This is a genomic window from Spirillospora sp. CA-294931 (genome assembly GCF_050946795.1).
GTDB lineage: Bacteria > Actinomycetota > Actinomycetes > Streptosporangiales > Streptosporangiaceae > Spirillospora.
This window is the reverse complement of the sequence record NZ_CP192006.1, coordinates 8,728,842-8,744,509: the sequence shown is the minus strand read 5'-3', so window position 1 is coordinate 8,744,509 and position 15,668 is coordinate 8,728,842. Positions and strand designations below refer to the sequence as shown.

General features: G+C 74.1%; 6 protein-coding genes. 5 read left to right on the top strand and 1 reads right to left on the bottom strand.

Annotated features, from left to right (window positions below; translation table 11 throughout):
- The first annotated feature begins 3 nt into the window (after positions 1 to 3).
- From ACQPY4_RS39805 to ACQPY4_RS39785, 5 genes are read left to right on the top strand one after another with little or no spacing between them, the layout of a single operon-like run.
- Complete coding sequence (locus tag ACQPY4_RS39805) at positions 4 to 195, top strand: MbtH family protein (RefSeq protein WP_433330230.1); 192 nt, start codon at positions 4 to 6, stop codon at positions 193 to 195.
- Positions 192 to 3,290 (top strand): non-ribosomal peptide synthetase, encoded by a 3,099-nt coding sequence (locus ACQPY4_RS39800; protein ID WP_433330228.1) that lies wholly within the window; start codon positions 192 to 194, stop codon positions 3,288 to 3,290. Before ACQPY4_RS39805 ends, ACQPY4_RS39800 begins: the two co-directional genes overlap by 4 nt.
- Complete coding sequence (locus tag ACQPY4_RS39795) at positions 3,283 to 9,501, top strand: amino acid adenylation domain-containing protein (RefSeq protein WP_433330226.1); 6,219 nt, start codon at positions 3,283 to 3,285, stop codon at positions 9,499 to 9,501. The genes ACQPY4_RS39800 and ACQPY4_RS39795 overlap by 8 nt, the downstream gene beginning before the upstream one ends.
- Positions 9,498 to 13,367: an amino acid adenylation domain-containing protein gene (locus tag ACQPY4_RS39790; RefSeq protein ID WP_433330224.1), complete on the top strand. Its 3,870-nt coding sequence runs from the start codon at positions 9,498 to 9,500 to the stop codon at positions 13,365 to 13,367. Before ACQPY4_RS39795 ends, ACQPY4_RS39790 begins: the two co-directional genes overlap by 4 nt.
- Positions 13,348 to 14,628: an MFS transporter gene (locus tag ACQPY4_RS39785; protein WP_433330222.1), complete on the top strand. Its 1,281-nt coding sequence runs from the start codon at positions 13,348 to 13,350 to the stop codon at positions 14,626 to 14,628. The genes ACQPY4_RS39790 and ACQPY4_RS39785 overlap by 20 nt, the downstream gene beginning before the upstream one ends.
- On the opposite strand, the gene ACQPY4_RS39780 is transcribed toward ACQPY4_RS39785, so the two are convergent.
- A complete protein-coding gene (locus ACQPY4_RS39780; RefSeq protein WP_433330220.1) occupies positions 14,623 to 15,660 on the bottom strand; it encodes an LLM class F420-dependent oxidoreductase in 1,038 nt (345 codons plus the stop codon). The two genes, ACQPY4_RS39785 and ACQPY4_RS39780, sit on opposite strands and share 6 nt — an antisense overlap.
- Positions 15,661 to 15,668 lie beyond the last annotated feature (8 nt).

Below are 15,668 nucleotides of genomic sequence, written 5' to 3'. Positions count from 1 at the left end.
CCGATGGACGAGCCCCGCTACAAAGTCGTGGTCAACGACGAGGAGCAGTACTCGATCTGGGCGGCCGACCGGCCGAGCCCGGCCGGCTGGCGCGACGTCGGGGTCGAGGGTGCCAAGCAGGAGTGCCTCGACCACATCGAGACGGTCTGGACCGACATGCGCCCCCGCAGCCTGCGGGAGGCGATGGGGGAATGACCGAGGACGTCTTTCCCGTCTCCTCCGGCCAGCAGCGGATGTGGTTCCTCGGGGAGTTCGAGCCCGAGGTCGGCGTGCACAACATCGGCATGCACCTGCCGATGCCGTGCGAGGTCGACCACGACCGGCTGGTGCGGGCGCTGCGCACGCTGGCCGGGCGGCACGAGATCCTGCGCACCCGCTTCGCCTTCCAGGAGGGCGAGGTCGTGCAGGTGATCGCGCCGTCGGTGGAGGTGACGGTCGTCCAGACGGACCTGACCGGGGTGCCGCCCGAACGGCGCCAGGCGGAGCTCGACCGGATCGCCCGGGAGGACGCGGTGCGCCCGTTCGCGCTCGACCGGGCCCCGGTCTGGCGGGCCCGGCTGGTCCGGATGGACGCCGACGACCGCCGTCTGATCGTGATCTTCGATCACACGGTCTTCGACGGCGGCTCGTCCGACAACTTCCTGGGCGAGCTGTGGGAGTGCTTCCGCGCGTTCGACGAGGGCCGCGAGCCGAGGCTGCCCGAGCTGGCGATCCAGTACGCCGACTACGCCGTGTGGCAGCGCGAGCGGCTGACCGGCGAGTTCCTGGACGAACGGCTGCGCTACTGGCGCCGGCAGCTCGCCGGGCTGCCCGACGACCTGGGCCTGCCCACCGACCGGCCCCGCCCGCCGGTCCGCTCGTATCGCGGCGCGGTGCACGACTTCACGCTGCCCGCCGAGCTGACCGAGCGGGTCGAGGCGCTGTCGCGGCGGCTGGGCGTTACCCCGTTCACCACGCTGCTCACCGCGTACAAGGCGGTGCTGGCGCGGTGGGCGGGTCACCAGGACATCGCGGTGGGCTGCCCGGTGGCGACCCGCGCGCTGCCCGAGCTCGAACCCCTGATCGGCATGTTCGTCAACACGGTGATCGTCCGCACCGGGCTGGCGGGCGACCCGTCCTTCCGGGACGCGGTGCGGCGGGTGCGCGGCACCATGCTGGACGCGTTCGAGCACGCCGACCTGCCCTTCGAGCTGCTGGTGGACGCGCTCAAGCCCGCCCGCGACCTGGCCAGGCCGCCGCTGTTCAACGTGGCGTTCAACCTGCTGCCGGCCAGCAACGAGGGACAGATCCACAACGGGACGTCCAAGGTCGACCTGAGCCTGGACCTGTGCCGCCGCTCCGGCGGCCTGTTCGGACGGCTGGAGTACGCGACCGACATCTTCGACGCCGCGACGGCGCGCCGCCTCGCCTCGGCGTACGAGACGGCGCTCACCGCGATCGCGGCCGACCCGGACCTTCCGCTCTCGCGCGTCCCGCTGCTGCGCGAGGCCGAGCGGCGGCAGATCCTCACCGGCTGGAACCGGACGGAGGCGGCGGTGCCGGAGGCCACGCTGCCCGACCTGTTCGAGGCCCAGGTGGTCAGGACGCCGGACGCGCCCGCCGTGGTCATGGCGGGCGTGGAGCTGTCGTACCGGGAGCTCAACGCGCGGGCCAACCGGCTCGCCCACGAGCTGATCGGGCTCGGCGCGGGCCCGGAGACCATGGTGCGCGTCCGCGCCGAGCGGTCCCCGGAGCTGGTCGTGGCGGTGCTCGCGGTGCTCAAGGCCGGAGCGGTCTACGTGCCGCTCGACCCGGAGGACCCCCGGCACCCGGACGAGGTGTCCGGGCCGACGCTCACGCGGCAGCGGGTGGCGGAGGCGCGGTCGGGCGCGACGACCGACCCGCCGCGCCGGATCGGTCCCGGCAACGCGGCCTACGTCATCCACACCTCGGGCTCGACCGGACGGCCGAAGGGCTGCGTCAACACCCATGGCGCGATCGTCAACCGGCTCGACTGGATGCGGCGCGCCTACCCGATCGGCACCGGCGACGTGGTGCTGCACAAGACGCCGATCGGCTTCGACGTCTCGGTGTGGGAGCTGTGCTGGCCGCTGCTGAACGGCGCGGCCCTCGCCCTGGCCCGTCCGGGCGGTCACCGCGACCCGGCCTACATCCGCGACGCGATCGTCGAGCACGGGGTGACCGTGGCGCACTTCGTGCCGTCGATGCTGGCGGCGTTCCTGGCCGAGGAGCACATCGAGAAGTGCGCCTCGCTGCGGCGCGTGCTGTGCAGCGGCGAGGAGCTGCCCCGCGCGGCGGCGGACCGCTTCTTCGAGCGGCTGCCCGACACCGAGCTGCACAACCTCTACGGCCCGGCCGAGGCGGCGATCGACGTGAGCGCGTGGCGCTGCCAACCGGGGGAGGCGGGCGTCATCCCGATCGGCACGCCGGTGGCCAACACCCGCCTTCACGTGCTCGACCGGCGCCTGGAACCCGTGCCGGTCGGGGTCACCGGCGACCTCTACATCGGCGGACCACAGCTCGCCCGGGGGTACGCCGGGCTTCCCGGGCGCACCGCGCAGTCCTTCGTCGCCGATCCGCACGGGCCCCCGGGCTCGCGCCTCTACCGGACCGGCGATCTGGCCCGGTACCGCACGGACGGCTCGCTGGAGTTCCGCGGCCGCGCCGACCGGCAGGTCAAGGTGCACGGCTGGCGCATCGAGCCGGGCGAGATCGAGGCGGCGCTGGCCGAGCATCCGGTCGTCGCGCGAGCGGTGGTCGCGCTGCGCGCGGACGCGCCCGGCGGCCGCGGCCTGGTGGCCTACGTCCGCTGGACGGGCGATCGCGACGCGGCGGCCGCCGAGCTGCGCGGCCTGCTGGACCGCCGGTTGCCGCGCGCCATGATGCCGCAGGCGTTCGTGCTGGTCGACGACTTCCCGTCGCTGCCCAGCGGGAAGGTCGACGTCCCGGCGCTGCCCAGCCCATCGGGTGACGACGCCGCCGTGTCCGCCACCCCGTATGTCGAGCCGCGCACCCCGCTGGAGGCGGAGCTGGCCACCATCTGGAGCGAGCTGCTCGGGCGCGAGCGCGTCGGCGCCGAGCACGGCTTCTTCGAGCTCGGCGGGCACTCGCTGCTCGCCGTCCAGCTGATGAACCGGATCCGCGCCGAGTTCGGCGTGGACATCCCGGTGCGCCGGTGCTTCGAGCTGTCCACGGTCGGCGACTACGCGCTGGCCGTGCTCGAAGGGCAGCTCGCCGGGCACGACGCCGAGGCGCTGCTCGCCGCGGTCGAGGAGTCCGCCGATGAGTGACCTCGCCGCGCGGCTCGCGCGGCTCAGCCCCGAGCAGCGCGCCGCGCTGGAACGCAGGCTGGGCCGTCCGTCGTCCGGGCCGGGCGTCGCGGCGATCCCGCGCCGCGCCGATCCGGCGGCTCCGGCGCCGCTGACCGCCGGGCAGGAGCGGCTCTGGTTCCTGCATCGCTACGACCCCGGCGACGCCTCCTACAACATGTTCATCGTCGAGCGGCTGCGCGGCGACCTCGACGTCGAGGCCCTCCAGGCCGCCCTGCACGCGCTGGTCGAGCGGCACGAGAGCCTGCGCACCCGGTTCCCCGACGAGGCGGGGACGCCGGTCCAGACGGTCGTCCCCAGTGCCCGCCTCGACCTCGAACGGGTCGACCTGGCCGGTCCCGACGCCGAGGAGCGGGCCGAGCACCAGGTGGCGCGCCGGATCCGCGCCCCCTTCGACCTGCGCGGCGGACCGCTCATCCGGGCGAGTCTGTTCGGACTGGGCGAGCGCGACCATGTGCTCTGCGTCGTCCTGCACCACATCACCGCCGACGGCGCCTCGCTGAAGACATTGAAGAAGGAGCTGGGCGACCTCTACGGGGGCGCGACGCTGCCCGAGCCCGCGCTCCAGTACGCCGACTACGCCGTCTGGCGCGACGCGCAGGACGACGGCGACGAGCAGCTCGCCCACTGGAAACGGGCCCTCGCGGACGCTCCCGTCCTGGAGCTGCCGACGGACCGGCCCCGCCCGGAGGTCAGGACGTCGGCCGGTGACGTGCTCACCGTCCGGATCCCGCGCCGTGTCGTCGACGAGGTGGAGCGGGTGGCGCGCGGCGAGTCCGCCAGCGGTTTCATGGCGATGCTGGCCGCGTTCCACGTCCTGCTCTCGGCCTACTCGGGCCAGGACGACATCTGCGTCGGCACGGTCACCGCCGGGCGCGACCGCCCCGAGCTCCAGCCCCTCGTCGGCTACTTCCTGAACACCCTGGTGATCAGGGGCGACCTGGCCGGAGACCCGTCCTTCCGCGAGCTGCTGGCGCGCGTCCGCACCCGGATGCTCGACGCGCTCACCCACCAGGGCATCCCGTTCGCCCGGCTGATGGCCGAGCTGCGCCTGGAGCGCGACCCGAGCCGCACCCCGCTGTTCCAGGCGATGTTCGTCGGCCAGGACCCCGACGAGGAGGGACTGCGGCTCGCGGGGGTCGAGGGCGGCCCGTTCCCGCCGGGTCCCGTCCCGGCCAAGTACGACCTGCTGCTCGACGTCACGCCCCGGCCGGACGGGCTGGTCGCGCACTTCTGCTACAGCACCGAGCTGTTCGACGAGGCCACCGTCCGGCGGCTGGCACGGCACTACGAGCTGCTGCTGGAGTCGATCGCCGACGAGCCCGGGGCGCCGCTGTCGGCGCTGCGCGCGCGGCTGGCCGATCCCGAGCCGCCCGCCGAAGGGCACGCGGAACCGGCGTCGACGGTGTCCGGGCTCGTCCGGGCGCAGGCCGCGCGCACCCCCGAGGCACCCGCGATCCGCCAGGACGGCCGCGTCACGACCTACGCCGAGCTCGACGCGCACGCCGACCGTCTCGCGGCCGCCCTGCGCCGCACCGGCGTCGGACGAGGCTCGCTCGTCGGGCTGTGCGCCGAACCGTCCCCGGCGCTCATCGCCGTGCTCCTGGCCATCGGCCGAACCGGCGCCGCCTACCTGCCGCTCGACCCGGACGATCCGCCCGCCCGCCGGGAGGCCCTCCTTCGCGACGGTGGCGCGGCGCTGTCGGTCACCGACGCATGGCTGGCGGAGGCCCATCCGGCCGCGGATCCGCTGGACGACGGTTCCCTGGACGATCTCGCCTGCGTGCTCTACACCGCAGGGCCGACGGGCGTGGAGTTCGACCAGCGGGCGCTCGCGGGGCGGGCGCTCGCGCTGGCCGAGCGGTACGGTCTGCGCCCTGGCGACCGGATGCCGCACGTGACCCCGGTGGCCATCGACACCCACGCCGCCGAGATCTATCCCTGTCTCGTCTCCGGGGCGACGCTCGTCCTGCCCGCCCCCGGGGAGCTGATTCCGGACTACTTCGGCACCCCGGAGGGCGCCGCGCTCACCGTCGCGCACCTTCCGGCGTCGTACTGGCAGGAGTTCCGCGCCGCGAAGGCCCGCTGGCCGCTCGCGCTGCGGCTGCTGGTCCTGGGCGACGACCCCGTTCCCGGGCCGGCCGTCGGCGCCTGGTTCGACCAGGAGGGCACGCGGGTCGAGCTGCTCAACACCTACGGGTCCCTGACGGCCACCACCGCCCCGATCGGGCCCGACGAGGCCGTCCGGCGGCCGCCGATCGGGCAGCCGCTGCCCGGCGTCCGCTGCCATGTGCTGGACGATCGGCTCGGTCCCGTCCCTCCGGGTGCGGCCGGTGAGCTCTATATCGGCGGCGCCGGACTGGCGCAGGGGTATCGCGGCCGTCCCGGACTGACGGCCGCGCGGTTCGTCCCCGACCCGTTCGGCCCACCCGGGGCGAGGCTCCTGCGAACCGGTGACGTGGCCCGCCGCCGGGACGACGGGAGCCTGGAGCTCCTGGGCCGCACCGACGACCGGATCACGATCCGGGGCCACCGGATCGAGCCCGCCGAGATCGAGGCGTGCCTGCTGGCCGACCCTCGGGTAGTCGAGGCCGCGATCACCACCCGGGACGACACCCTGATCGCCTGCGTGGTGCCCGAACCCGGCGCGGAGGTCACGGCCGACAAGCTGCGCGACCGGCTGGCCGGGGAACTGCCGCGTCCGCTGGTGCCGGGCGTGTTCCTCCTGCTCGACGGGCTGCCCCGGCGGCCGGACGGTGCCCTGGACCCGTCCGCGCTGCCCGAGCTCGGCCGACGGGTCTACGAACCGCCCGCCACGCCCACCGAGGAGCTGGTCGCCTCGGTCTGGGCCGAGGTGCTCGGCGTCGAACGGGTCGGCGCGCTCGACGACTTCTTCGAGCTCGGCGGCCACTCCCTGCTGGGCACCCGGGTGATCTCCCGGCTCGGCGCCGCCACCGGACGCGACATCGGCCTGCCCGCCCTGTTCACCGACCCGGACGTCCGGCGGTTCGCGGCGGCGCTGGACCGGCAGGTCGCCGCCGACGAACCCGCCGAGGCCGCCATTCCCGCGCTGCGCGGCGAGCCCCGGCTGTCGTTCGCCCAGGAGCGCATCTGGTTCATGGAGCAGTTCGCGCCGGGCACCAGCGCGTACGTGATCCCCTTGGTCTACCGCCTGCGGGGCCCGCTGGACGCGTCCGCCCTCGAACGGGCGCTGACGGAGATCGTGGCGCGCCACGACAGCCTGCGGACCCGCTACACGGCGGCCGCCGACGGAAGCCCGCGCATCGAGGTCGCCGGCCCCGAGCCGCTGCCGCTGGCCACGGCCGACGCCGGAGATTCGGTGCGCGACCAGATCGCCGCCGAGGTCGACCGTCCCTTCGACCTGGGCCGCGACCCGCTGCTGCGGGCGCTGCTGATCAGGGTCTCCGGCGAGGACCACTTCCTGGTGGTGACGACGCACCACATCGCGACCGACGGCTGGTCCACCGGCGTCATCGGCGACGAGCTCGGCGCGCTGTACGAGGCGTTCCTGGCCGGGAAGCCGTCACCGCTGGCGCCGCCGCCGGTGCGCTACGCCGACTACGCCGCCTGGCAGCGCGACCGGCTGGACGGCCCCGCGCTCGACCGGGACCTCGGCCACTGGCGCGAGCGGCTCGACGGCCTGCCCGCGCTCGACCTGCCCACCGACCGGCCGAGGCCCGCGCGGCAGACCTTCGCGGGACGCGGCCACGCCTTCACCCTCGACCCGGAGCTGACCGGCGGGCTCGTCCGGCTCTCCCGCGAGAACGACGCGACCCTCTACATGACCCTGCTCGCCGCGTTCCAGGCGCTGCTGTCGCGCTGTTCGGGCCAGGAGGACTTCGCCGTCGGATCGCCGGTGGCCGGGCGCGACCGCCGCGACCTCGAGGCGGTGGTCGGGGTCTTCGTCAACATGCTGACCCTGCGGGCCTCGCTCGGGGGAGACCCCACCTTCACCGAGCTGCTGGCCAGGACCCGCGCGGCCGCGCTGGACGCCTACCGCCACCAGGAGCTGCCCTTCGAGCGGCTGGTCGGCGAGCTCGACGTGGCCCGCGACGTGAGCCGCTCGCCGCTGTTCCAGGCGCTGTTCGCGATGCAGAACTTCGCGGCGGGCCCGCGGGCCTTCGGCGGCCTGGCCGCCGAGCCGTGGCTGATGGACGTCGCCGCGACCCGCTTCGACCTGGAGCTGTACGCCGCCGAGGTCGACGGCCGCGTCGAGGGCAGGTTCGTCTACAACAGCGACCTGTTCGAGGCGGACACGATCGAGCGGCTGGCCCGCCATCTGGAGGCGCTGCTCCGCGCGGCCGTGACCGGCCCGGACCGGCGCCTGAGCGAACTTCCGCTGCTGACCTCGCGGGAGCGCCGGGCGCTGCTGCACGAATGGAACGACACTGCGGCCGACTTCCCCGGCTTGACGGTGCCCGAGCTGATCGCGCGGCAGGCGCGCGCCACCCCGGACGCCGTCGCGCTGACCTTCGAGGGCGAGGACGTCGCCTACCGCGACCTGGCCGAGCGCGCCGAGCGGCTCGCCCGCACGCTGCGCGGCCTCGGGGCCGGCCCGGAGACGGTCGTCGGGGTGTGCTTCGAGCGCTCGCCCGACCTGGTCGTCGCCCTGCTCGCGGTGCTCTGGGCGGGCGGCGCCTACCTCCCGCTCGATCCGTCCGACCCGCCGCGGCGGCGGGCCGCGCTGGCCGAGGACGCGGGCGCGCGGATCGTGCTCACCGCGGAGTCGCCGCTGGACGCGTCCCCCGCCGAGCTTGTGTCCGTCTCCCCGGACCACGCCGCCTACGTGATCTACACATCCGGCTCGACCGGCCGTCCGAAGGGCGTGGTCAACACCCATCGCGGCCTGCTGAACCGGCTCCTGTGGATGCAGGCCAGGTTCGGGCTGAGCGCGGGCGACGCCGTCCTGCAGAAGACGCCCGCCGGGTTCGACGTCTCGGTCTGGGAGTTCTTCTGGCCGCTGCTCACCGGGGCGCGCCTGGTGCTCGCGCGGCCCGGCGGCCACCGCGACCCGGCCTACCTGCGCGATCTGATCGCCGGGGAGAAGATCACCGTCGTGCACTTCGTGCCGTCGATGATGGCGGCGTTCGCCGCCGAGGAGGGCATCGAGGCGTGCTCGTCCCTCCGGCTGGTCGTCAGCAGCGGCGAGGAGCTGACGTCCCGGCTGGCCACCCGGCTCATGGACCGGCTGCCCGGCGCCGAGCTGCACAACCTTTACGGGCCCACCGAGGCCGCCATCGACGTCAGCGCCTGGAAGTGCGCGCCGGGCGACGCCGCCGTGCCGATCGGGTACCCGGTGGCCAACACCCGGCTCCACATCCTCGACCGGCACCTGGAGCTGGTCCCCGTCGGGCTGACCGGCGAGCTGTACATCGCGGGCCCGCAGGTGGCCCGGGGGTATCTCGGCCGTCCCGGCCTCACCGCCGACCGTTTCGTCCCCGACCCCTACGGCCCGCCGGGCTCGCGCCTCTACCGCACCGGCGACCTGGCCAGGCGGCGCGCGGACGGGGCACTGGAGTACCTCGGCCGCGCCGACGACCAGGTGAAGATCCGCGGGCACCGGATCGAGCCGGGCGAGATCGAGGCCGCGCTGGCCGCCCTGCCGGACGTCCGCGCCGCCGCCGTGAACGTGTGGCACGACCAGGCCGGCGCCCGCCTGGTCGGCTATGTCGTCACCGACGGTGACCCCGACCCGCGCGACCGGCTGCGCACCGAGCTTCCCGACCATCTGATCCCGACCGCGTGGGTGCGGCTGGACGCGCTGCCCCTCACCCGCAGCGGGAAGCTCGACCGGGGCGCGCTGCCGCCGCCGGACCGGCGGGCCGAGGTCCCGTTCACCGCGCCGCGCACCGACGCCGAGCGGACGGTGGCGCGGGTGTGGGGATCGGTGCTGAGCCTGGACCGCGTGTCGGTCCACGACGTGTTCTTCGCCCTCGGCGGCGACTCGATCCGCAGCCTGAAGGTGGTCGCCCGGATGCGGGACGAGGGATACGACATCGAGCTGCAGGACCTGTTCCTGCACCAGACCGTGGCGGAGCTGGCGGGCGCCCTGCGCCCGCTGCTGCGGCCGAAGACCGAGGCGCCCGCCACCGAGGCGTTCGCGCTCCTGGACCCGGCGGACCGGGCCCGGCTTCTGGGGGAGCCCCGATGATCGAGGACGCCTACCCGCTCGCGGCGCTGCAGGCGGGGATGATCTACCACAGCGAGCTGGAACCGGACGCGCCGACCTACCACGACCTGACCACGCTGACGCTCGACGGCCGCTGCGACCGCGACGCGCTGGAGGCGGCGCTGGCCGAGACGGTGCGGCGGCATCCGGTGCTGCGGACCTCGTTCGACCTGACCGGCTTCAGCGAGCCCGTCCAGCTCGTGCACGACTCCGCCGCGGTGCCGCTGGAGGTGGCCGACCTGACGGCCGCCGCCGACCCGGACGAGGACCTGCGCGCGTGGTGCGAGGCGGAGAAGCGGCGCCCCTTCGACTGGACGGTCGCGCCGCTGCTGCGCGTCCGCGTCCATCTGCTCGCCGCCGAGCGCTTCGCGCTGAGCGTCAGCTTCCACCACGCGATCCTGGACGGCTGGAGCGTGGCCGCGTTCGTGACCGAGCTGCTGCGGCGCTACGGAGCGCGGGTCGCGGGCGAGCCGCTGCCCGTCCAGCCTCCCGGGGCGCGTTTCCGCGACCTCGTCGCGCGGGAGCGGGAGCTGGTCGCCTCGCCGGAGGCCGCGGCGTTCTGGCGCGACCGGGTCGCCGAGGCGCCGTCCGGCCGGTTGCCCCGGCTGCCCCGCGATCCCGAGCCGGACGCCGCGGGCGTCCAGGTGCTCGCCACCCCGCTGGACGGCGCCCTGCGCGACGACCTGGACCGGGTCGCCCGGTCGCTGCGGGTGCCGCTGCGCACGGTGCTGCTGACCGCGCATCTGCGCGTGCTCGCGCTGCTCACCGGCGACGACGACGTGCTGACCGGCATGGTCGTGCACGGACGTCCCGAGAGCGAGGCCGGTGACCAGGTGCTCGGCCTGTTCCTCAACACCGTGCCGGTGCGGGTCAGCGCCGACGCCGGGTGCTGGAGCGAGCTGGTCCGGCGGGTGTTCGACGCCGAGGTGGCGCTGCTGCCCTACCGGCAGTATCCGCTGTTCGAGATCCAGCGCGCCGCCGGACGGTCGCCGCTGCTCGACACGCTCTTCGACTTCCGCGACTTCCACGTCTACGGCGCGCTGTCGGCCGACGACCCCGTCCGGGTGGTCGGCCAGGACTTCTTCGAGCAGACCGACCTGCCCCTGACCGTGGCGTTCGTCCGCGAGCCCGGCGCGGGCCTGGCACTGAGCCTGTCCTACGACTCCGGCCAGTTCGGCCGGGCGCAGATCGAGGACGTCCGCGACCACTACCTGCGGGCCCTGGCCCGGCTCGCCGCCGACCCGGAGTCCGACCCCCGCCCCGCCGATGCGTATCTGGCCGAGCGCGACGCCACGGACATCGAGCGCTGGAACACCACCGGCCGTACCTACCCCGACGCGACCCTGCACGAGCTGGTCTGGGCGCAGAGCCGCCGCACCCCCGAAGCCCCGGCCGTGGGCTTTGAGGACACCTGGCTCTCGTACGCCGAGCTGACCGGGAGGGCCGGGCGGCTGGCCGCGCTGCTGCGGCGCGCCGGAGCCGTCGCGGACCGTCCGGTCGGCGTCCTGATGGAGCGGGGTCTTGACCTGCCGGTCGCGCTGCTCGGCGTGCTGGCCGCGGGCGCGGCCTACCTGCCGCTGGAGCCGGACCATCCGCCGGAGCGGCTGCGGCTGATGCTGGCCGACGCGGGCGCGGGCCTCGTCGTGACGACCCGCGACCTGGCCGACCGGGTTCCTGCGGGCGCGCGGACGGTCCTGGTCGAGGACCTTCCCGGCGAGACCCTCGTCGCCCCGGTCCCCACCGGTTCCCTCGCGTACGTGATCTTCACTTCCGGCTCCACCGGACGGCCGAAGGGCGTGGGCGTCTCCCATCGCGCCATCGTCAACCGGCTCGCGTGGATGCAGGAGACGTTCGGGCTGGACGCGGACGACCGCGTCCTGCACAAGACGCCGTACGGCTTCGACGTCTCGGTGTGGGAGCTGTTCTGGCCGCTCATCACCGGCGCCGGGCTCGTCGTGGCCCGTCCCGGCGGGCACATGGAGCCCGCCTACCTCACCCGGCTGATCACCGCCGAGCGGGTGACGACGCTGCACTTCGTCCCCTCGATGCTCGCGGCGTTCCTCCAGGGGCTCGAACCGGCCGAGCGCCCGCCCTTCGTCCGGCGGGTCGTGTGCTCGGGCGAGGCGCTGCCGCCCGCGCTGGCCGCCGAGTTCGGGGAGCGGCTCCCCGACGTCGAACTGCACAACCTGTACGGCCCGACGGAGGCGGCGGTGGACGTGTCGTGGCACCGATGCCGTCTCGGCGAATCCGTCGTGCCGATCGGGCGGCCGGTGGCCAACACCCGGCTCGAGGTCCTCGACGCGCGGATGCGCCGCGTCCCGGTGGGCACGCCCGGCGAGCTGTGCATCGGCGGGGCGCAGCTGGCGCGCGGCTACCTCGGCCGCCCCGGCCTCACCGCCGAACGGTTCGTGCCCGACCCCTACGGCCACGGACGGCTGTACCGGACCGGGGACCGGGCCCGCTGGCTGCCGGACGGGGAGATCGAGTACCTCGGCCGCGCGGACTTCCAGGTCAAGGTGCGCGGCATGCGGGTCGAGCTCGGCGAGATCGAGGCGGTGCTGGAACGGCACCCGTCGGTCGCGCGGGCCGTCGTCACGGCCCGGCCGGGCGACCACAGCCTGGTCGCCTATGTCGTCCCCTTCGACGTGGACACCGACGCGGACGCGCAGGAGCTGCGCCGGTTCGCGGGGGAGCACCTGCCGGGATACATGGTCCCGTTCACCGTGATGGGGCTGGACGACCTGCCCCGCACCGCGAACGGCAAGCTCGACCGCGCGGCGCTGCCCGAGCCCAGCGCGCGGCAGCGGGCCTACGCCCCGCCGCGCGACGCGGTCGAGGCGAGCCTGGCCGAGCTGTGGGAGGACCTGCTCGGGGTGACCCCGGTGGGGATCCACGACGACTTCTTCGAGCTCGGCGGGCACTCGCTGACCGCGCTCCGCCTGGCCATGCACGTCCGGCACCGGCTCGGCCGCGAGCTGCCGGTGTCGACGGTGCTGGCCGCGCCCACGCTGGCCGACCTGGCGGAGGTGCTGCGGCGTCCCGGCGACCTGGCCACCGCGCACCGGATCGTCCCGCTGAACGCCGGGGGCGACCGCACCCCGATCGTCCTGGTCCACGCGCTGGGCGGGCAGGTCTTCCGCTACCAGCCGCTGGCCCGCCGCCTCGGACCCGACCAGCCCGTCCACGCGGTCGCCGCCAGCGGGCTGGCGCCGGGAGAGGAGCCGCACGCCACGATGGCCGCGATGGTCGACGACTACGTCCGGGAGCTGCGCGAGGTGCGCCCGCACGGCCCGTACGTACTGGGCGGCTTCTGCATCGGCGGCAACATCGCGCTGGAGGTGGCCAGGCGGCTGCGCGCGCTCGGCGAGGACGTCCCGCTGGTCGTGCTGATCTACTCCGACGCCGACCAGCCGGTGATCCGCAGCTCGCTGGAGGACGACACGGCGCTGATGTTCCACGCCCTGGCCGACGGTCCGCCCGAGGCCGGCTTCGCGATGCCCGAGGGGATCGTGGACGCCGAGGAGCGGATGCTCGCGGTGATGAGCGTGGCCGCCGACGCCGGCCGTCTCGTGCCCGACTCCAAGGACGTCGAGCAGGCCCGCCGCTACCTGGCGGTCTTCCGCGCCAACGCGCACGCCGTCGGCCACTTCCGGCACGACCCCTACGACGGCGACGTGGCGCTGTTCGCCCCGGCCGGGCAGGACCTCGGCTGGCGCGCGGTGGTCAAGGGCCGCCTGGGGATCAGCGTCATCCCCGACGAACGAGTCCCGATTCTGTACGAACCGCTGGTCGCCGACGCGGCCGCGCGAATGAGGAGCTGGATGGACGATGGCATCCCCGCCGAGTGAGCAGGTGGACGACCCCAGGCCGGGTCTCCTGCACGACACTGAGTTCCTCAAGCTGTGGGTGGGCCAGAGCCTCTCGCAGATAGGCGCCCAGGTGACCTTCCTGGCGGTCCCGCTGGCAGCGGTGCTGGTGCTGCACGCCTCGGCGGCGGAGATGGGCGTGCTGAGCGCGCTGGTCCGGCTGCCCATGGTGGGGTTCCTGCTGTTCGGAGTGCTGGTCGACCGGGTGCGCAAGCGGCCCGTGCTGATCTGGACCGACATCGGCCGCGCCGCCGTGCTGCTGCTGATCCCGCTGCTGTACTTCGCCGACATGCTCACGATGGCCGTGATCTATGTCGTGGTGTTCGTGCTGGGCGTGTTGAGCGTGCTGTTCCAGGTCGCCTACCGCACCTATATCCCGCACCTGGTGGCGCGCGAGCACCTGGCCGACGGCAACAGCAAACTCCAGATGAGCGAGTCGGTGGCGCAGGCGCTCGGCCCGGGCCTGGTCGGCGGGCTCATCAAGGTCGTGTCGGCGCCCGTGCTGATCCTCATCGACGTCGTCACCTACCTGGTGTCGGCGGTCGCCTGCTGGCTCATCCGCACCCCCGAGGCCAAGCCCGCCCCCGACGACGACGTGCGCAGCGTCTACAAGGCCGTCTGGGAGGGGTACCAGTGGGTGATGCGCCAGCCGCTGGTCAGGCCGCTGGCGATCGGCACCGCTTTCTACTCCTTCTTCATCATGGGCGCGATGCAGTCGATCTTCGTGCTCTACCTGCTGAAGGGCGGGCCGGACCTGGACGCCGCCTGGGTCGGCGTCATCACCGCGACCGGCGGCGCCGGAGCCATCCTCGGCGCGGGACTGGCCATCAGGGCCACCAAGCGCCTGGGCATCGGCCCGACCCTGCTGTGGAGCACCGTGATCGGCAACTGCGCGCTGTTCCTGGTGCCGCTCGCGGTGCGCCCGGTCTGGCTGGCGGTGGCGATGCTCGCGGTCTCCCAGTTCGTCGTCTGGGCCTGCAACCAGATCTTCATCGTCAACAACCTGACGCTGATCCAGTCGGTGACGCCGATGCCCATGATCGGCCGGATCCTGGCCACGATCTTCTCGCTCGGGCTGATCCCGGCCCCGCTGGGCGCGCTCGGCGCCGGGCTGCTCGGCGAGTGGCTGGGGCTGCGGGCGGCCATCTTCATCGCCATCGTCTTCGGCGCCCTGGTGCCGATCCTGGCGCTGGCCCGCTCGCCGATCCCCAAGCTCAAGGAGATTCCCGAACCCGTCTCATGACGCGCACTCGGCGATGAGCCGCAGCTGCTCGAGCCGCAGCCGCAGGGTGGGCGGGACGACCCCGACGACCAGGGTCGTCGCGCCCGCCTCGCGGTAGGCGGCCAGCCGGTCGCGCACCCGCGCGGGCGGCCCGCAGACCGTCATCAGGTCGACCAGCTCGTCGGGGATGGCCGAGATCGCCTCGCCCTGCCGTCCGGCCAGGAACGCCTCCTGGAGGGTCTCGGCCTCCTTCTCGAAGCCGAGCCTGCGGGCCAGCCGGTTGTAGAAGTTCATCCGGCGCGAGCCCATTCCGCCGAGATAGAGGGCGAGCATCGGGCGCATCATGTCGTAGGCCGTCTCCAGGTCGTCGTCGACCAGGACCATGACCATGGGCGCGACGTCGAAGCCGTCCAGCGACCGTCCGGCCCGTTCGGCGCCCTCGCGCAGCAGGCCCGTGCAGTCGGCCAGATGCCCGGCGGGGAAGTGGAACGGCAGCCAGCCGTCGGCGAGCTCCCCGGCCAGCCGGATCGACTCCGCGCCGAGCGCCCCCAGGTAGATCGGCAGCCGCTCCTGGACGGGCGCGACCGCCAGCGTCAGCTCCTTGCCCTGGCTGTCGGGCAGCGGCAGGGTCAGCGTGGGGCCCTCGTAGGAGATCGGCTCCTGGGCGAGGGCCATCCGGACGACGTTGATGTAGTCGCGCGCGTGGACGAGCGGACGCTCGAACGGCAGCCCGTGCCACCCCTCCACCAGCTGGGGGCCGGAGAACCCGAGCCCCAGCCGGAACCGCCCGCCCGAGATCTGGTCGATGGTGGCGGCGGTCATCGCGGCGGCCACCGGACGCCGGGCGGGCATCTGCATGACCGAGGTGCCGAGCGCGATCCGTCCGGTCTGCCCGGCCAGCCACGCCATCAGCGACGCCGGATCGGTGCCGTAGGTCTCGGCGGACCAGACCGAGTCGTACCCCAGCCGCTCGGCCTCCCGGACGAGCGCGCGGTGCTCGGCCAGGTTGAGTCCCGCCGAACCCCAGTAGGCAAGGCTGTATCCCAGGCGCATTTCGCCTC